This is a genomic window from Streptomyces sp. NPDC059906 (genome assembly GCF_042730645.1).
GTDB classification, from domain to species: domain Bacteria; phylum Actinomycetota; class Actinomycetes; order Streptomycetales; family Streptomycetaceae; genus Streptomyces; species Streptomyces rubrogriseus.
Genome location: NZ_JBHWKU010000019.1, coordinates 62296 through 80100 on the forward strand (window position 1 = coordinate 62296; position 17805 = coordinate 80100).

The 17805-nt window shown below is 70.4% G+C and carries 19 protein-coding genes and 3 tRNA genes; 10 read left to right on the top strand and 12 right to left on the bottom strand.

Annotated features, from left to right (window positions below; translation table 11 throughout):
• Positions 1-14: 14 nt before the first annotated feature.
• Positions 15-89 (top strand) — tRNA-Asp (locus ACFV9J_RS26270).
• Between the two features lie 179 nt (positions 90-268).
• Complete coding sequence (locus ACFV9J_RS26275) at positions 269-463, top strand: DUF6274 family protein (RefSeq protein WP_385357731.1); 195 nt, start codon at positions 269-271, stop codon at positions 461-463.
• 404 nt (positions 464-867) lie between these two features.
• Here the strand turns inward: ACFV9J_RS26275 and bldC are convergent, their stop codons facing one another.
• Positions 868-1074: a developmental transcriptional regulator BldC gene (gene bldC / locus ACFV9J_RS26280; protein WP_003949541.1), complete on the bottom strand. Its 207-nt coding sequence runs from the start codon at positions 1072-1074 to the stop codon at positions 868-870.
• 533 nt (positions 1075-1607) lie between these two features.
• A complete protein-coding gene (locus ACFV9J_RS26285; RefSeq protein ID WP_385357733.1) occupies positions 1608-2459 on the bottom strand; it encodes a hypothetical protein in 852 nt (283 codons plus the stop codon).
• A gap of 229 nt (positions 2460-2688) precedes the next feature.
• Between ACFV9J_RS26285 and ACFV9J_RS26290 the strand changes: the two genes are divergently transcribed.
• Together ACFV9J_RS26290 and ACFV9J_RS26295 are read left to right on the top strand one after the other, a co-directional pair.
• Complete coding sequence (locus tag ACFV9J_RS26290; RefSeq protein WP_385357735.1) at positions 2689-3783, top strand: Leu/Phe/Val dehydrogenase; 1095 nt, start codon at positions 2689-2691, stop codon at positions 3781-3783.
• 320 nt (positions 3784-4103) lie between these two features.
• The gene (locus tag ACFV9J_RS26295) at positions 4104-4358 is read left to right on the top strand and encodes a DUF3073 domain-containing protein (RefSeq protein ID WP_003974884.1); all 255 of its coding nucleotides are present in this window, start codon (positions 4104-4106) and stop codon (positions 4356-4358) included.
• A 96-nt stretch (positions 4359-4454) separates the two neighbouring features.
• Here the strand turns inward: ACFV9J_RS26295 and purM are convergent, their stop codons facing one another.
• From purM to ACFV9J_RS26330, 7 genes are all read right to left on the bottom strand, one after another.
• Entirely contained in the window at positions 4455-5522 is a 1068-nt protein-coding gene (gene purM / locus ACFV9J_RS26300; RefSeq protein WP_385357738.1) for a phosphoribosylformylglycinamidine cyclo-ligase, read from the bottom strand.
• A gap of 79 nt (positions 5523-5601) precedes the next feature.
• Positions 5602-7128: an amidophosphoribosyltransferase gene (purF, locus tag ACFV9J_RS26305; protein ID WP_385357740.1), complete on the bottom strand. Its 1527-nt coding sequence runs from the start codon at positions 7126-7128 to the stop codon at positions 5602-5604.
• Positions 7129-7191: 63 nt separating this feature from the next.
• Complete coding sequence (locus ACFV9J_RS26310; RefSeq protein ID WP_385357742.1) at positions 7192-8055, bottom strand: META domain-containing protein; 864 nt, start codon at positions 8053-8055, stop codon at positions 7192-7194.
• Positions 8056-8127: 72 nt separating this feature from the next.
• Entirely contained in the window at positions 8128-8925 is a 798-nt protein-coding gene (locus ACFV9J_RS26315; protein ID WP_385357744.1) for a sterol carrier family protein, read from the bottom strand.
• A 36-nt stretch (positions 8926-8961) separates the two neighbouring features.
• Complete coding sequence (locus ACFV9J_RS26320) at positions 8962-9270, bottom strand: hypothetical protein (protein WP_385357746.1); 309 nt, start codon at positions 9268-9270, stop codon at positions 8962-8964.
• An 82-nt stretch (positions 9271-9352) separates the two neighbouring features.
• Positions 9353-10204 (bottom strand): M23 family metallopeptidase, encoded by an 852-nt coding sequence (locus ACFV9J_RS26325; RefSeq protein WP_385357749.1) that lies wholly within the window; start codon positions 10202-10204, stop codon positions 9353-9355.
• A 77-nt stretch (positions 10205-10281) separates the two neighbouring features.
• Positions 10282-10764 carry an ArsR/SmtB family transcription factor gene (locus tag ACFV9J_RS26330; RefSeq protein WP_385357938.1) on the bottom strand — a complete coding sequence of 161 codons (483 nt, stop codon included), beginning with the start codon at positions 10762-10764 and terminating at the stop codon, positions 10282-10284.
• A 137-nt stretch (positions 10765-10901) separates the two neighbouring features.
• On the opposite strand from ACFV9J_RS26330, the gene ACFV9J_RS26335 reads away from it, so the two are divergent.
• The gene (locus ACFV9J_RS26335; protein ID WP_385357752.1) at positions 10902-11477 is read left to right on the top strand and encodes a Uma2 family endonuclease; all 576 of its coding nucleotides are present in this window, start codon (positions 10902-10904) and stop codon (positions 11475-11477) included.
• 59 nt (positions 11478-11536) lie between these two features.
• On the opposite strand, the gene purL is transcribed toward ACFV9J_RS26335, so the two are convergent.
• The 3 genes from purL to purS are packed head-to-tail and all read right to left on the bottom strand — an operon-like array spanning position 11537 to position 14741.
• Positions 11537-13795, bottom strand: coding sequence for a phosphoribosylformylglycinamidine synthase subunit PurL (purL, locus tag ACFV9J_RS26340; RefSeq protein WP_385357754.1), 2259 nt, complete (start codon positions 13793-13795; stop codon positions 11537-11539).
• Positions 13792-14472, bottom strand: coding sequence for a phosphoribosylformylglycinamidine synthase subunit PurQ (purQ, locus tag ACFV9J_RS26345; protein WP_385357756.1), 681 nt, complete (start codon positions 14470-14472; stop codon positions 13792-13794). Before purQ ends, purL begins: the two co-directional genes overlap by 4 nt.
• Positions 14469-14741, bottom strand: coding sequence for a phosphoribosylformylglycinamidine synthase subunit PurS (gene purS / locus ACFV9J_RS26350; RefSeq protein WP_003974895.1), 273 nt, complete (start codon positions 14739-14741; stop codon positions 14469-14471). The genes purQ and purS overlap by 4 nt, the downstream gene beginning before the upstream one ends.
• Positions 14742-15091: 350 nt before the next feature.
• Between purS and ACFV9J_RS26355 the strand changes: the two genes are divergently transcribed.
• The 5 genes from ACFV9J_RS26355 (at position 15092) to ACFV9J_RS26375 (ending at position 17801) form a co-directional block, all read left to right on the top strand.
• Positions 15092-15409 (top strand): Lsr2 family protein, encoded by a 318-nt coding sequence (locus ACFV9J_RS26355; RefSeq protein ID WP_003974896.1) that lies wholly within the window; start codon positions 15092-15094, stop codon positions 15407-15409.
• Positions 15410-15591: 182 nt separating this feature from the next.
• Positions 15592-15663, top strand: a tRNA-Gly gene (locus ACFV9J_RS26360).
• Positions 15664-15745: 82 nt separating this feature from the next.
• Positions 15746-15818, top strand: a tRNA-Gly gene (locus tag ACFV9J_RS26365).
• 145 nt (positions 15819-15963) lie between these two features.
• Complete coding sequence (locus tag ACFV9J_RS26370) at positions 15964-16989, top strand: ABC transporter ATP-binding protein (RefSeq protein WP_385357760.1); 1026 nt, start codon at positions 15964-15966, stop codon at positions 16987-16989.
• The gene (locus tag ACFV9J_RS26375; RefSeq protein ID WP_385357763.1) at positions 16986-17801 is read left to right on the top strand and encodes an ABC transporter permease; all 816 of its coding nucleotides are present in this window, start codon (positions 16986-16988) and stop codon (positions 17799-17801) included. Before ACFV9J_RS26370 ends, ACFV9J_RS26375 begins: the two co-directional genes overlap by 4 nt.
• The last annotated feature ends 4 nt before the right edge of the window (positions 17802-17805 follow it).

Here is a 17805-nt window from a genome sequence, read left to right on the forward strand (position 1 = left end):
GCGCCGCGAAACCTGGTCCTGTGGAGCAGTTTGGAGTGCTCGCCACCCTGTCAAGGTGGAGGCCGCGGGTTCAAATCCCGTCAGGACCGCAGTAGAGGAAGCCCCGCCCGAGCAATCGGCGCGGGGCTTCTTCGTTGCCCGGGTCGGTCCGGGACCGCCAGACGCCCTGAGGGGCCCTCAGGGCGTCTCTCGCGGCCTTGACGGCGTCACTTTCGCTCGGTACTCCAAAGACAGGGCACAACCCCCGTGTGACCCCTGGAGGTGGCGTATGGCGACATCGGTCAGGCACGAGACGCGGGCCCTGCTCCGCGCGCATCTGTCGGCCGCGTCGTCATACGGTCACGTGACGCGCCACTGTCCGATCTGTCACCGGCTCCTGCGGCTCGCACTGGACTCACCGGCCCCGCAGTCTCCGACGGGCCGTCAAGAGGGCGTCGACGACGGAGGCGCGTCCACGGCATGAAACCGCGCGCCCCCAACGCCCTTGCCCCGCAGACCTCCTGGAGGCCTCGCCTCCATTAGCGCACAGGCGCCGGATCCAACAACCGCCGCGGAGTGTGACGGGTGTCACCGCATGAGTTTTTGGAACCGCGGCACTTACGACTCTCCTACAACTGATCAATTTAATATGTGCAATTGCACCACCTTCGCAGCGCTCGCACAGCCGATCCGACACCCCTCCCCAGACTCCGACAAGCCCGGACACAGATCCGGGCCCGGGCACAAAAAAATCGCGCTGGACCCGGCGGAGTCCAGCGCGATCAACGACGCACCTCTGTTGGGGCAGGGACGGCGTCGCTTGGAGCTGTGGTTCCGGGCGCCGCGACAGGTTGGGGGACCCGCCGTTCTGCCCGGTTATTCAGTTGTTCAGGCCTCGCTGCGCTGCTGCGGAATGCCCGCGAGCAGAGCGCGGACCTCGGCTTCGCGGTAGCGGCGATGCCCGCCGAGCGTGCGGATCGACGTGAGCTTGCCGGCCTTCGCCCAGCGCGTGACCGTCTTCGGGTCGACGCGGAACATGGTGGCGACCTCAGCCGGGGTCAGCAGCGGCTCGGCATCAGGGGTGCGAGCGGTCATGAGCGGCCTCCTCGGGAGAACCGAACCTTCTCGGTTCATTCCTCTAAATTCTGCACCTTGACCCGCGTTGCCCGAAATGGCGGACGCGAGTCGAGTCGGTTATAGGACGAACGGCTTGTCCTCGGCACTACAACTACACCATCTGTCCAGCCGCGTCGGCCAAACCGATGGAATTGCCCTCCCAGGTGTTCATCAGCGACGGAAGCCGATGGACCATGCCATAGCGGACAGTCACGCCTCTGTGACGATCAGTCACAGGAGCGATCAGGAGTCACCAGACCCCCCAAAGCGTGCAATGCTGAGATTCCACCCACAGTGCATCACGGCAGGACGGAAGGAGCCCTCCCCGGGCTCCTTGTCCTATTTTGGCATGAGGAGGGGGAAGCGGCGCAAGAGTGATGTACGTGCGGTCCATCACGCTTGACGCAAACGCCCGGATCGGGACCTACGTCCCTTGTCGGCAAGGGATCAGCCCACACCGGGCGGGTGTCGGAGCGGAAGACGAAACCCCACATCGGGCGGTACGTCAAACGTCAGTTCGCCGAGCGCCGGTCCCGGACCGCCCGCCAGCGCTCCACCAGCCGCCCGTACGCCGCCCCCGCGGTGACCCCGTCGCCGTGGCGCAGCGCCTCGATCCCCTCGGCCACGTCGGCCGCGGAGTGGTCCGCCGCCAACTCGCCGGCCGGCAGGGCGTGCACCAGTCCGCCGTAGTCCAGCTCGACCAGCGAACGCGGGTGGAACTCCTCCAGCCAGCGCCCCACATCCACCAGGCCGTCGATGAGCGGTCCCTCGTCCACGGCCTCCCGCAGGGCCCGCAGCCCCCGGGCCACCCGCCGGCGGGCCTGCACCATGGGCGTGCGGTAGCGCAGCACCGGTGCGGCCGCCGCCTCGTCGCCGCCGCCCCCGTCGTACTCCCGCTCCGCGTCGGAGACCAGCACGAACCAGTTGATCGGCACCTGCCAGGTGGCCGTGCGGATCCAGGGCCTGGCGTCCGGGTTGCGCTCCAGCCAGCGCTCGTAGTCCTGCGCGCTCTGGCGGCGTACGACGGGTGGGATCAGGGCGTCCAGGACCGGCTCCGGGAAGTCCTCGGCCACCTCGCCCAGGGCCTGCCAGCCGCGCAGCCGGGTCCGCCAGGGGCAGACGCAGACCACGCCGTCCACCTCGGTCACGAAGGCGTCGGCGCTCTCGTGCACCGGCACCGCCACCGGCGGGGTGGGCAGCAGGTCGGCCAGCGAGCGGCGCAGCTCGTCCTGGTAGGAGGGCCGGTCGGGGCGGCGGGCGTAGCGGGTCCAGTGGGCGCGCTCCTCGTCGGGGAAGGCCGCCAGCGGCTCGTACACGCGCAGATACGCCGCGTACGGGACGATCACCGAGGACACCTTGGGCACGCCTGCTCCCTCCCCCGCGCACCGGCGCGAAAACCTGCGGAAACCCGTGGAAACGGATCACAAACGCGCGGGAATCTCTGCAAATCGTCGCACGCCCGTACTCCGTGCGGAGGTGATCCTGAGCACTGTGCGGCGGGCCGGTACCCCCAGGCTCTAATCTCGTGCCACAGTCCCCGCCACCTTCACGGGGCCTGCCACCCATCGCCGCACCTACACAGGAGTCACCACCGTGACCGACGTAAACGGCGCACCTGCTGATGTACTGCACACCCTGTTCCACTCGGATCAGGGGGGACATGAGCAAGTCGTGCTCTGCCAGGACCGTGCCAGCGGCCTCAAGGCCGTCATCGCCATCCACTCCACCGCCCTGGGCCCCGCGCTCGGCGGTACCCGCTTCTACCCGTACGCGAGTGAGGCGGAGGCCGTCGCCGACGCGCTGAACCTCGCCCGCGGGATGTCGTACAAGAACGCCATGGCCGGGCTGGACCACGGTGGCGGCAAGGCCGTGATCATCGGCGATCCGGAGCGGATCAAGAGCGAGGAACTGCTCCTCGCCTACGGCCGGTTCGTCGCCTCGCTGGGCGGCCGGTACGTCACCGCGTGCGACGTCGGCACCTACGTCGCCGACATGGACGTCGTGGCCCGCGAGTGCCGCTGGACGACCGGTCGCTCCCCGGAGAACGGCGGCGCGGGCGACTCCTCCGTGCTCACCTCCTACGGCGTCTACCAGGGCATGCGGGCCGCCGCCCAGCACCTGTGGGGCGACCCGACGCTGCGCGACCGCACCGTCGGCATCGCGGGCGTCGGCAAGGTCGGCCACCACCTGGTCGAGCACCTGCTCGCCGAGGGCGCGCACGTGGTCGTGACCGACGTGCGCAAGGACGTCGTGCGGGCCCTCACCGAGCGGCACCCGTCGGTGGTCGCCGTCGCCGACACCGACGCGCTGATCCGGGTGGAGAACCTGGACATCTACGCGCCCTGCGCGCTCGGCGGCGCGCTGAACGACGACACCGTGCCGGTGCTGACCGCCAAGGTGGTGTGCGGCGCGGCCAACAACCAGCTCGCCCACCCGGGCGTCGAGAAGGACCTCGCCGACCGCGGGATCCTCTACGCGCCGGACTACGTGGTGAACGCCGGCGGTGTCATCCAGGTCGCCGACGAGCTGCACGGGTTCGACTTCGACCGGTGCAAGGCGAAGGCCTCGAAGATCTACGACACCACGCTGGCCATATTCGCACGTGCGAAGGAAGACGGTATTCCGCCGGCCGCGGCGGCCGACCGGATCGCCGAGCAGCGGATGGCGGAGGCCCGTCCCCGGCCGTGATCCGACGGTCGCGGACGGTGGCCCGGCAGGGTCTTCGCGGGGTTGACCGGTACCCGTCGGGGGGCAGTTGGAGAGAACTCTCACTTATCCCGGCGGGTCGACCGTCGAAAGGTGGTTAAAATCGCCTTTGACCAGCGAGGACGGGGCGCCTCGACGGTCCTGGGCAGGGCCACGTGCTGCGGGCGACGTACCGTATGGGCGTGGGCTCAGGTACCGTGGAAGCCCTACGGACCGGTCTCTCTGCGGAGAGCCCGTTCCGGACCATGAACGCGTGTCAAGACTCTGGGGCCGTCGAGCCCCGTCGTTGAGGGGGTCGAGCCATGGGGCGCGGCCGGGCCAAGGCCAAGCAGACGAAGGTCGCCCGCCAGCTGAAGTACAACAGCGGTGGGACTGATCTCTCCCGCCTGGCCGAGGAGCTGGGCGCATCGCCGTCGAATTCGCAACCGCCGAATGGCGAGCAATTCGAGGACGATGAGCAGGACGACGACGTGTACGCAAAGTACGCCGACCTCTATGAGGACGACGACGAGGACGAGGACGGCCAGTCCCCGTCCCAACAGCGACGCGGCGCTTGACCTTGCACTGAACACCTTCCCGGTCGGTGACCTCTGTCACCGACCGGGTTCTGTGCTACCCGCGGCATCCGGGGGACCTGCGGCACCTGCGACACCTCAGGCGGCGTAGTCGCCCACCAGTGCCGCGCCGCTCTCGTGGTCCGCGCGGTCGGTGATCTCGCCGGCCACCCAGGCGTCCACACCGCGGTCGGCGAGGGTCGTCAGGGCCACGTCCGTCGACTCCTCGGGCACGATCGCGATCATGCCCACGCCCATGTTCAGGGTCTTCTCCAGCTCCAGGCGCTCGACCTTGCCGGTCCGGCCGACCAGGTCGAAGATCGCCCCCGGGGTCCAGGTGGAGCGGTCGACCACGGCGTGCAGGCCGTCGGGGATCACGCGGGCCAGGTTGGCCGCGAGTCCGCCGCCGGTGACGTGGCTGAAGGCGTGGACCTCGGCGGTGCGCATGAGGGCCAGGCAGTCCAGGGAGTAGATCTTGGTCGGCTCCAGCAGCTCCTCGCCGAGGGTGCGGCCGACACCGTCCAGGTGGGCGTCGAGCGCCAGGCCGCCCTCGTTCAGCAGGACGTGGCGGACCAGCGAGTACCCGTTCGAGTGAAGCCCGGAGGACGCCATGGCGATCACCGCGTCACCCGTACGGATGCGATCCGGGCCGAGCAGGCGGTCGGCCTCCACGACGCCCGTACCGGCGCCGGCGACGTCGAAGTCGTCCGCGCCCAGCAGGCCGGGGTGTTCGGCCGTCTCGCCGCCCACCAGGGCGCATCCCGCCAGCACACAGCCCTCGGCGATGCCCTTGACGATGGCGGCGACGCGCTCGGGGTGGACCTTGCCGACACAGATGTAGTCGGTCATGAAGAGCGGCTCGGCGCCGCACACCACGATGTCGTCCATGACCATGGCGACCAGGTCGTGGCCGATGGTGTCGTACACGCCGAGTTGCCGGGCGATGTCGACCTTGGTGCCGACGCCGTCGGTGGCGGAGGCGAGCAGCGGGCGCTCGTAGTTCTTGAGGGCGGAGGCGTCGAAGAGGCCGGCGAAGCCGCCGAGGCCGCCGAGGACCTCCGGACGCCGCGTCTTCTTGACCCATTCCTTCATGAGCTCGACGGCGCGGTCGCCCGCCTCGATGTCGACGCCGGCTGCTGCGTAGCTGGCACCAGTTGTGTCAGGCATGACGATGTGAACCTTCGTGTCGTACGGCAGGGAGGCCAGGGAAACCATGGGGAGCCGGGCGATCCGGGGAAGCGGACGGCTACGGGCGACGGATGGCGTCGGCGGCGGCCGTACCGGCGGGCCCGGCGGCCAGCTCGGTCTCCAGGAGCTGCTTGCCGAGCAGCTCGGGGTCGGGAAGCTCCATCGGGTACTCGCCGTCGAAGCAGGCCCGGCACAGGTTCGGCTTGGCGATGGTGGTCGCCTCGATCATGCCGTCGATGGAGATGTACGCCAGGGAGTCGGCGCCCATCGAGGTGCCGATCTCCTCGACGCTCATGCCGTTGGCGATCAGCTCGGCGCGGGTGGCGAAGTCGATGCCGAAGAAGCAGGGCCACTTCACGGGCGGGGACGAGATCCGGATGTGGATCTCGGCGGCGCCCGCCTCGCGGAGCATGCGGACCAGGGCCCGCTGGGTGTTGCCGCGGACGATGGAGTCGTCGACGACGACCAGCCGCTTGCCCTTGATGACTTCCTTCAGGGGATTCAGCTTCAGGCGGATGCCCAACTGGCGGATGGTCTGTGAGGGCTGGATGAAGGTCCGGCCGACATAGGCGTTCTTCACCAGGCCGTTGCCGAAGGGGATGCCGGAGGCCTCGGCGTAGCCGATCGCGGCGGGGGTGCCGGATTCCGGGGTCGCTATGACGAGATCGGCCTCGGCGGGGGCCTCCTTCGCCAGCTTGCGGCCCATCTCGACACGCGAGAGGTAGACGTTGCGGCCGGCGATGTCGGTGTCCGGGCGGGCCAGGTACACGTATTCGAAGACGCAGCCCTTGGGCTTCGCTTCTGCGAATCGGGACGTGCGCAGGCCGTTCTCGTCGATGGCGACGAACTCGCCCGGCTCTATCTCGCGGACGAAGCTGGCGCCGCAGATGTCGAGAGCGGCGGACTCGGAGGCGACCACCCAGCCGCGCTCGAGGCGGCCGAGGACCAGCGGGCGGATGCCCTGCGGGTCGCGGGCCGCGTAGAGGGTGTGCTCGTCCATGAAGACGAGGGAGAAGGCACCGCGCACCTGGGGCAGCACCTGGCCGGCCGCTTCCTCGACGGTCAGCGGCTTGCCGTCCTCGTCGACCTGACCCGCGAGCAGCGCGGTGATCAGGTCGGTGTCGTTGGTCGCCGCGACCCGCGTGGAGCGGCCGTCCTGCTTGGGCAGGTCGGCGACCAGCTCGGCGAGCTGGGCGGTGTTGACGAGGTTGCCGTTGTGCCCGAGCGCGATGGAGCCCTGCGCGGTGGCACGGAACGTCGGCTGGGCGTTCTCCCACACGGAGGCGCCGGTGGTCGAGTAGCGGGCGTGACCGACCGCGATGTGACCCTGGAGCGAACCGAGCGAGGTCTCGTCGAAGACCTGGGACACCAGGCCCATGTCCTTGAAGACGAGGATCTGGGAGCCGTTGCTGACCGCGATTCCCGCGGATTCCTGGCCCCGATGCTGGAGGGCGTACAGCCCGAAGTACGTGAGCTTTGCGACCTCTTCACCCGGAGCCCAGACACCGAAGACGCCGCAAGCGTCCTGGGGGCCCTTCTCGCCGGGAAGCAGATCGTGATTGAGTCGACCGTCACCACGTGGCACGCCTTCGAGTGTAGGCGAGATCGACCACTGGTCCGAATTGGGGATGCGGGGGCCACCCGTGGATCACCGGTCGGCGACGGCGCGGACCGTGACACCGTCTTCGCTGGTCAGCGTGAGGGTTTCCTGATCGATCCGGTAGTCGATCTTGCCGTCGAAGAGGCCCAGCAGCCGCTTCTCGGCGTCCATGAGTGAGCCTTCGCACATCATTCGGGTGGTGGACGGGGCGCCGAGGGTGATACGCCCGTCGCTGACGGTGGCCCTGGCGTTGACGTGGTTGCAGGGGAGCCGCCCCGAGACGGTCCTCGCGCCCTGGTCGAAGGTGAGGTGGGCGCGGCCCTTGCCGCCCTTCTGGCCCGGGGCGTCCACGACCCACTTCGTGCCGTGGAGCGAGGCGTCCTCGGACCTGCTGAGCCGGACCGTGTCGCCGTCGGCGGTGGTGAGGGTCAGGCGGTCGCCCTCGCTCGCGGTGGTGAGGGGGCCGGTGGTGAGGGCGCGGCCGAGGGACTTCTCGAAGCCGGCGGGGGTCTTGGCGCAGGCCTTCTCGGTGAACATGGCGTCGCTGAGCCGGACCCGTTGGCCGTCGCCCTCGCCGTCGCCCTCGCCCTCGTCCTCGACGGCGGCGCGGGCGCTGAAGCTGTTGCAGCCGGTGCTGCCCGCGGCCTCGCCGCCGTCGTCGATCCGTACGTGTGCCGCGTCCGGCGCCCGGTGGGTGGTGCCGTCGACGGTGACGCTGTCGATGCTCCACCGGACGCCGGTGACGCGCGGTCCGTCCGCGCCGACGGAACCACTGCCGGTGCCGTCGGCCTTCTCGCTCCCGCAGGCCGCGGCGAGCGGGACGAGCGCGACGACGGCCGCCGCGGTAAGGGTCATGCTGCGCTGCCGCTTCTGCTGCCTCTGCTGCCTCTGCTGCTGCTTCTGCCTGTACATGCCGATTCGACGGAGACGGGGAGGGCCCGGTTCCGTCGTCCGTCCGGTTCTCGCTGCCTCCCCGCCCCGCGCTCAGCCCAGCAGCGGCAGCAGCGCCCCGAGATCGGCCCGCTCCCCACTCGCGCTCACCTTCGCCCCGTCCAGGGCGTCCTTCCAGGCCAGCCGTCCGGTGGCGAGCCGGATCCAGGTCAGCGGGTCGGTCTCGACGACGTTGGGCGGGGTGCCCCGGGTGTGCCGGGGACCCTCGACGCACTGCACGACCGCGTACGGCGGGATCCGCACCTCCGTCGAGCCGCCGGGCGCCTTCACGGCGAGCGCGTCGGCCAGCAGCCGGGTGGCGGCGGCCAGCGCCTGCCGGTCGTACGGGATGTCGAGGCCGGGGACCGCGGCGTTCAGGTCGTCGGTGTGCACCACCAGCTCGACGGTGCGGGTGACGACGTAGTCGGCCAGCGGCAGGGCGCCCGCGCTGGTGGGGAGCAGCCTGCTCCCGGGGTGGGTGTCGAGCCGCTCGGTGAAGCGCCGCTCAACCTCGGCGAGGTGGGCGTCGAGGTCGGGGTGCTCGGCGGCGAGCCGCCGGGCCGTCCCGGCGATGGCGTCCGCGTCGGCGGCGATGGCGAACGGCCAGTCGAGCAGCCGCCCGTCCTGCCGCACCGGCTCGGGCTCCCCCAGCAGCCGGTCCACGGCGGTCAGCGCCATCCCGACGTGCGCGACCAGCTCCCGCACGCTCCACTCCCCGAGCCGGGTCGGCAGGCCGAGCTGCTCGGGGGCGAGGGCGCGGACGGCCGCCCGTACGTGGCCGAACTGGGCGAGAACGGCGGTGCGGGTGCGGGCGGGGTCGTAGGCGCGGGGGCGTTTCCTGGCGGGCGGCATGGCGGTGAGCCTAGGCGAGCCCCGCGAGTGGGCGCCTCACCCCTCGGCGGCGGCCTCCCGGATCAACGGCTCGAACACCCGGCGCACATAGACGTCGAACGGCTCCGTCAAAGCGCCGTCGATCACCCGCCGCACCCCGCACTCGCCCGCCAGCTCCTTGAGGACGGCGCGGGAGTCCGGTCCCACACCCCCGCCGATGACCATGACGCCGAACTCCCGCGACTGCAGGAGCTTGCGGGCCTCCTCGTCGGTCGTGACCCCCTCCACGTCGAACCCGTCGGCGCGCAGCGTGTCCAGCACCGCCGTCACCCTGAGCCCGGTCCTGCCCAGCACCAGCGTCCTCATGACCGCTCTCCTCCCGTACACCTTCGGTCCGCCTTCGGTCCGTCTCCGGTACGTCGGCCTCGACGCCGCCGACTCTAGAAGCTCAACCGCGCTCGAGGTCAATCCCCGCCCGCGGGGTCTCCGCCACGTCCAGATACGCGCCGTTGCGCGGGACGCCGATGCCGCGCCAGGTGAACGGGACTCCATGTGCGGTGTCCGGGTCGGGACCGTCCATCAGCTGGAAGTGGACGTGCGGCTCGGTGGAGTTGCCGGAGTTGCCGCACCGGGCGAGCACCTGGCCGGCGCGGACCCGGTCGCCCTCGCGGACGGCGAAGGAACCCCGCTGGACGTGGGCGTACAGGGCGTGAACGCCGTCGCCGAGGTCGAGGACGAGGTGGTTGCCGACGATGCGGCGGACACCGGCCATCTCCCGCACCGAGCCCTCGACGAGCATCAGGTACAGCAGCGCGAGCAGCGAGGTGCGGCTCAGGTGATCACGCTGACCGTCGTCGGACCGTACGACCGTGCCGTCGGCCACCGCGAGGACCGGGGCGCCGAACGCCGGGAAGTCGCGGGGGCGCCGGGCGAGCGGCCACAGGGCTCGGAAGCCGGGGCGGGCGCCGGGCTCCGGCTCGGCGACGAGGTCGATGGCGAAGGTCTGGCCGTAGGCGTGGACGCCGTGGCTCGGGGTGCGGTCGGCGGGGCTGTTCAGCGCGGACCAGCGGCCGGTGACGGGCGGGGCGACCTCGAGGGGCTCGGGGGACCTGCCGGGCGCGTCCGGGGGGCCGCCGTTCCAGCGGTTGACCACCGTGATCAGGGCGTAGGCGAGGACCAGCGGCAGGAAGACGCTCCACCACGGATACCCCGGGTCGAAGAGGACGCCGACGACCACCAGGGCCAGGAAGACGAGCTGCAGCACCCGGAAGGTGATCATGGCGAGCTTGCGTGCGGACATCATTCGTTCCCCCTTGCTCGTGACGGTCCTGACCGTCCTGACCGTCCTGACCGTCCTGATCGTCTTGGCGGTCCCGTTCAGTTCCGTGCGGTGGACAGCGCCACCAGCAGCGGTACGACCCGCCCCGGCGGCACCTCGTGGCGGCCCCGGCCGGTGGTGTGCAGCCAGCCGGCGCCGGTGAGCTGGCGCAGGTGGTGGTAGATCTGGCCGGTCGTGCCCATCCCGTCCAGCTCCGCCAGCTCGGCGGCGGTGCGCCGGCCGCCCAGCACCTCCCGCAGCAGCCGCAGCCGCACGGGATGCCCGAGGGCCGCGAACACCTCGGCGGTCTCCGCCCAGTCGGCGTCCAGCAGCCCTTCGGTCAGCACGCCGTGCTGCCAGGCGTACAGCTCCCCGGTCGGCAGCCGTACGGAGCCGGTGAACAGCACGCCGCCGGCCTCCGCCCCCAGCTCGGCGAGCTGCTCCTTCAGGCCGTCCAGGGCCCAGAGGTCGCCCTCCTTGGGGCCGGGGGCGGGCCGGTCGGCCGCCTCCAGGGCGGCGAGGCGCCGTTCGAGGTCGGCCACCCGTTGTTCCAGTCGCTCCACCCTTTCAAATTACGTAAGTACGTAATTTCGCGCAACCTTGAAGTCCGGATCACCCGTACGGGTCCACGTCCGAGCAACTCTCCCGCGCGGCGCCGGTGGCCGAGCACCATGACGGCATGGCCGAACGCAACCCTCAGATGTCGGTGGAAGACTTCGAGACGATCGCCTCCGGCGCCCCCGCAACGGTCACCCTCGAGTTCATCGACGGACGCGTCGGGGTCAAGAAGGCGAGGGACGGGGATCACGGCGCCGTCGTGTCCTGGTTGACCAAACGCTGTATGCGGTCCCGACCCGATCTGGATCTCTACGGAACCCAAGGGCTCCGGGCCGACGCGGGCGGGCACAGCAGGGCGCGCCCCGACGCCGTACTCACGCCGGAGGCTCACTTCGCCGGACATGGCGCATGGGCCGACCCGGACGGCACCCTCATGGTCGTCGAGGTCACCTCGTACGACCCGGACACCGACCGACGGGTGCGGCACGAGAAGCCGGCCGTGTACGGGCAGGCCGGAATCCCCCTGTACCTGCTGATCGACCGGGACGGCTCCACCATCACGGTGCACAGCTCCCCCGACCGGCAGGTCGGCGGCTACCGGAACGCCCGCGTCACGAAGTTCGGCGAGACGTTGGTCCTCCCCGATCCCGTCGGGATCGAGCTGGACACGGAGATCCTCAAGAACTACGTGCGCTGAGACGACGAGGTCCCGTCCGGAACCGGACGGGACCTCAGACGTTCAGGGAGCTGCGACTCCTACGCCAGCAGCCCCGGGATCGTCCCCTCGTGGGACTCGCGCAGGTCGGTCAGGGGGAGGGTGAACTCGCCCTGGACCTCGACCGCGTCGCCGTCGACCACGCCGATGCGGGTGACCGGCAGGCCGCGGGCGCCGCACATGTCGTTGAAGCGGACCTCCTCCGAGCGCGGGACGGCGACGACCGCGCGGCCCGCCGACTCCGAGAAGAGGAAGGTGAAGGCGTCGAGCCCGTCCGGTACGACCAGGCGCGCGCCCTTGCCGCCCAGCAGCGCCGACTCGACGACCGCCTGGACCAGACCGCCGTCGGACAGGTCGTGCGCGGAGTCGATCATGCCGTCGCGGGAGGCGGAGATCAGGATCTCGCCGAGCAGGCGCTCGCGCTCCAGGTCGACCTTCGGGGGCAGGCCGCCGAGGTGGTCGTGGACCACCTGCGACCAGGCCGAGCCGCCGAACTCCTCACGCGTGTCGCCCAGCAGGTACAGCAGCTGGCCGTCCTCCTGGAAGGCGACCGGCGTGCGGCGGGCCACGTCGTCGATGACGCCGAGGACCGCGACCACCGGGGTGGGATGGATGGCCGCCTCGCCGGTCTGGTTGTAGAGCGAGACGTTGCCGCCGGTCACCGGGGTGCCGAGCTGGAGGCAGCCGTCGGCCAGGCCGCGCACGGCCTCCGCGAACTGCCACATGACCGCCGGGTCCTCCGGCGAGCCGAAGTTCAGGCAGTCGGAGACGGCGAGGGGCTTCGCGCCGGTCGTGGCGACGTTGCGGTAGGCCTCCGCCAGCGCCAGCTGCGCGCCCGTGTACGGGTCGAGCTTGGCGTAGCGGCCGTTGCCGTCGGTCGCGATGGCGACGCCGAGGCCGGACTCCTCGTCCACGCGGATCATGCCCGAGTCCTCGGGCTGGGCGAGGACGGTGTTGCCCTGCACGAAGTGGTCGTACTGCTGGGTGATCCACTGCTTGGACGCCTGGTTGGGCGAGCCGACCAGCTTGAGGACCTGGTCCTTCAGCTCGTCGGACGTGCCCGGCCGGGGCAGCTTGTTCGCGTCGTCCGCCTGGAGGGCGTCCTGCCAGTCGGGGCGGGCGTAGGGGCGCTCGTAGACCGGGCCGTCGTGGGCGACGGTGCGCGGGTCGACGTCGACGATCTTGCCGCCGTGCCAGAAGATCTCCAGCCGGTCGCCGTCGGTGACCTCACCGATGACGGTGGCGATGACGTCCCACTTCTCGCAGATCTCCAGGAAGCGGTCGACCTTCTCCGGCTCCACCACCGCGCACATGCGCTCCTGCGACTCGCTCATGAGGATTTCCTCGGGAGACAGGGTCGAGTCGCGCAGGGGTACGTCGTCCAGCGTCACGCGCATGCCGCCGGAGCCGTTCGACGCCAGTTCGCTGGTCGCGCAGGACAGGCCCGCCGCTCCCAGGTCCTGGATGCCGACGACCAGCTTCTCGGCGAACGCCTCCAGGGTGCACTCGATGAGGAGCTTCTCCTGGAAGGGGTCGCCGACCTGGACGGCGGGGCGCTTCGACGGCTTCGCGTCGTCGAAGGTCTCGGAGGCCAGGATCGACGCGCCGCCGATGCCGTCGCCGCCGGTGCGGGCGCCGTACAGGATGACCTTGTTGCCCGCGCCGGACGCCTTGGCGAGGTGGATGTCCTCGTGCCGCATGACGCCGATGGCACCGGCGTTGACCAGCGGGTTGCCCTGGTAGCAGGCGTCGAAGACGACCTCGCCGCCGATGTTGGGCAGGCCCAGGCAGTTGCCGTAGCCGCCGATGCCGGCCACGACGCCGGGCAGGACTCGCTTGGTGTCGGGGTGGTCGGCCGCGCCGAAGCGCAGGGGGTCGACCACGGCCACCGGCCGCGCGCCCATCGCGATGATGTCGCGCACGATGCCGCCGACGCCCGTGGCCGCGCCCTGGTAGGGCTCGACGTAGGAGGGGTGGTTGTGCGACTCGACCTTGAAGGTGACCGCGTAGCCCTGGCCGACGTCGACCACACCGGCGTTCTCGCCGATGCCGACGAGCATCGCCTCGGACTGGGGGGCCTTCTCGCCGAACTGGCGCAGGTGGACCTTGCTGCTCTTGTACGAGCAGTGCTCGGACCACATGACGGAGTACATGGCCAGCTCCGCGCCGGTGGGGCGGCGGCCGAGGATCTCCACGACCCGCTCGTACTCGTCCTTCTTCAGGCCCAGCTCGGCCCAGGGCAGCTCGACGTCGGGGGTCGCGGTCGCGTGCTCGACCGTGTCCAGAGGCGTCCGGCTCATGCGTTGACCAGCTTCTTGAGGATCGAGGTGAAGAACGGCAGTCCGTCGGTACGGCCCGTACCGATCAGCGACTCGACGGCGTGCTCGGGGTGCGGCATGAGGCCGACGACGTTCCCGGCGGCGTTGGTGATGCCGGCGATGTCGTTGAGCGAGCCGTTGGGGTTCATGTCCAGGTAGCGGAAGGCGACGCGGCCCTCCGCCTCCAGCTCGTCCAGCGTGCGCCGGTCGGCGACGTAGCGGCCGTCCATGTTCTTCAGCGGGATGTGGATCTCCTGACCGGCGGTGTAGTCACTGGTCCAGGAGGTGTCCGCGTTCTCCACCCGCAGCTTCTGGTCGCGGCAGATGAAGTGCAGGTGGTCGTTGCCCAGCATGCCGCCGGGCAGCAGGTGTGCCTCGGTGAGGATCTGGAAGCCGTTGCAGATGCCCAGCACCGGCAGCCCGGCCTTCGCCTGCTCGATGACGCTGTCCATCACCGGCGAGAAGCGCGCGATGGCGCCGGCGCGCAGATAATCGCCGTACGAGAAACCGCCGCACAGCACCACGGCGTCGACCTGCTTGAGGTCCTTGTCCTTGTGCCAGAGGGCGACGGGTTCGGCGCCGGCGACGCGGATCGCGCGCTGCGTGTCCCGGTCGTCGAGAGAGCCGGGGAAAGTGACGACGCCAATACGAGCGGTCACTTCGCCGCCCCCGCGACTACGTCTTCGGACTCGACCTTGACGGTGAAGTCCTCGATCACGGTGTTGGCGAGGAAGGATTCCGCAAGATCATGGATGCGGGCGAGGGCGGCGTCGTCGACCGGCCCGTCCACTTCCAGTTCGAATCGCTTTCCCTGGCGGACGTCCGAGATCCCTTCGAAACCCAGTCGCGGCAGTGCGCGCTGCACCGCCTGGCCCTGGGGGTCGAGGATCTCCGGCTTGAGCATGACGTCGACTACGACGCGTGCCACTGGCACTCCCGGTGTGTGGTGCTGAGCAGGTCCCTTCAGACTACCCGTACAAAATTTCTACGCGCGTAGCCTTGGAGGAATCTACGTGAGCCCAGTCACGATTCGGCATCGGGAGGGGGCGGTCGCGAAAAGCTTCGGGAAAGATCCCGGATCGGACGCGGACACCTATTGCGTGACGGACACGCGGGCAGATTTAGTCGGTCTTCCCATTGCAATGCCGGGCACTGTACAAATGAAATGTCATTAGCCGATACTTTGCCCAATTACAGGCGAACAGTCGGCATCATCGCGGCGTCTCGGCACGTTCGGGCACGTCATCGCGGAGATGCCGCACGAAGGGACCGATATTCGTGGCTCAGCGTGTCGTGGTCACTCTCTTTGACGACATCGACGGCTCGGAAGCGGCGGAGACGATCGCCTTCGGAGTCGACGGCCGGATGTACGAGATCGACCTGAACGAAGCCAATGCCCGGAAACTGCGCAAGGCGCTCGAGCCGTACGTCTCGGCCGGCCGCAAGCGCTCCCGGTCCGGCAAGGCCTACCGGCAGACGGAGGTCGCCCCCGACCCGGCGGCGGTCCGCGCCTGGGCGCAGGCGAACAAGATGGACGTGCCCGCGCGGGGCCGGATCCCGAAGAAGGTGTACGAGGCGTTCGCCGAGGCGCGGTGAGCCGTGCGTGCAGTGGGCCGGCGTCCAGTGGGCCGGCGTCCAGTGGGCCGGCGTCCGGCGGGAGCGGCCGACGGCCGCTCAGCCGCCCCTCGCGGCAACCGACTTGCGCGGCACCCCGGGTGATCAGCTAAAGTCTGGAGCACGCCGAGGGGCGAGGCCGAAAGGCCCAGCTCACGGAACATGCGGGTGTAGTTCAGTAGTAGAACATCCCCCTTCCAGGGGGAAGGCGCAGTGTGCAATTCCTGTCACCCGCTCTGCACCGCCGTACCGATGACCCGATGGGATCAGGTAGGCTGGTGCTCGCACCGATCGATGAACAGCTGATCGGGAGCAACTGCGGACGTAGCTCAGTTGGTAGAGCGCAACCTTGCCAAGGTTGAGGTCGCGAGTTCGAGCCTCGTCGTCCGCTCGGGAATCAGACCCCGGTCCTTTGGACCGGGGTCTTTTCGTGTGCCCGGCCCGGCCCCGGGTGCCCAAGCGGCTCTGACATTTGTCATGTCCGGTGATGACGGCTCGCACTGTCGTCCCGCCCGGTGCGCCGGAATGCTTGAAGCATGCAGACGAACGAGCACGAACACGTGATTGAGGTCACCGACCTTCGGCGTGTGTACGGGGGCGGGTTCGAGGCCGTGCGCGGAATCGACTTCTCCGTGCGCCGCGGTGAGGTCTTCGCCCTGCTCGGCACCAACGGCGCGGGCAAGACGTCGACGGTCGAGCTCCTGGAGGGGCTGGCCGCCCCGGCCGGCGGACGGGTGCGGGTCCTCGGGCACGACCCGTACACCGAGCGGGCCGCCGTGCGCTCCCGCACCGGGGTCATGCTCCAGGAGGGCGGCTTCCCCTCCGAGCTGACGGTCGCCGAGACGGCACGGATGTGGGCGGGGTGCGTGAGCGGCGCCCGGCCGCCGGCCGAGGTGCTGGCGCTGGTCGGCCTGGAGGCGAAGTCCGACACCCGCGTGAAGCAGCTGTCCGGGGGCCAGCGGCGCCGCCTGGACCTGGCGCTCGCGCTGCTCGGCGACCCCGAGGTGCTCTTCCTCGACGAGCCCAGCACCGGCCTGGACGCCGAAGGCCGCCGGGACACCTGGGAGTTGGTCGGGGCACTGCGCGACCAGGGCACGACGGTGCTGCTGACCACGCACTACCTGGAGGAGGCCGAACACCTCGCCGACCGGCTCGCGATCATGCACGACGGCCGGATCGCCGCCACCGGCACCCCGGCCGAGGTGACCGCCGCACAGCCGTCCCACATCTCCTTCGAACTGCCCGACGGCTACTTCGTGGGCGACCTGCCGCCGCTGGCCGAACTGGGCGTGAGCGACCACGAGACCGACGGCCGGACGGTGAAGCTGCGCACCCGGGAACTCCAGCGCGCGGCCACCGGCCTGCTGGTGTGGGCCGCGCAGGCCGCGGTGGAGCTGCGCCGCCTGGACGTGCGTTCGGCGTCCCTGGAGGAGGCCTTCCTCAGCATCGCCAAGAAGGTGTCGGCGAGGTCGGACGGCACCGTGACGGACCCGACGGACCCGACGGACCCGACGGACCCGACGGACCCGACTGACAATACGGAGAAGGAGTACGCGGCATGAGCGCCACCGACGCACCGGCCCGCGCGAAGGGCCCCGCCCGGGGGGCGGTCACCACGCCGAGGAGCCGCATGACCGCCCTCGCCCGCGCCGAGCTGACCCTGCTCGGGCGGAACAAGGGCACCGTCTTCGCCGCGCTGTTCATCCCGTTCGTGATGCCGTTCAGCGTGCGGGCGGGAGCCGAGGAGATGGACCTCGGCAAGGCGGGGCTGACCATCGGCACGCTCGTGCTGCCCGCCGCGATCGGCTTCTCCCTGCTGTTCGCCGTCTACTCGGCCCTCGTCGGCGTGTTCGTCGTCCGGCGCGAGGAACTCGTCCTCAAGCGGCTGCGCACCGGCGAGCTGCGGGACGTGGAGATCCTCGCCGGCTCCGCCCTGCCGGCCGTGCTCAGCGGGCTCGCGCAGTCCCTGCTGCTCGCGGTGGGCTGCGCGGTCCTGCTCGACCTGCCGGCGCCGTCGGCACCCCTCCTGAGCGTCGTCGGCCTGCTGCTGGGCCTGGTGATGTGTGCCGCGCTCGCGGCGGTCACGGCTAGCTTCACCAGGACGGGGGAGAGCGCGCAGGTCACGCCGCTGCCGTTCACGTTCGTCTCGATGCTCGCCTCCGGCCTGTTCTTCCCGCTGGAGCTGCTGCCCGACCGGGTGGCCTCGGTGTGCGAGCTGCTGCCGCTGACCCCCGTCGTCACCCTGGTGCGCGGCGGCTGGACCGGCGACCTGTCGGCGGCCGAGACGCTGAGCGCCGCGGCGACGGCGGTGGCCTGGACCGTCCTCGCGGTGTTTGCTGTACGGCGGCGGTTCCGGTGGGAACCGCGGCACTGACGTG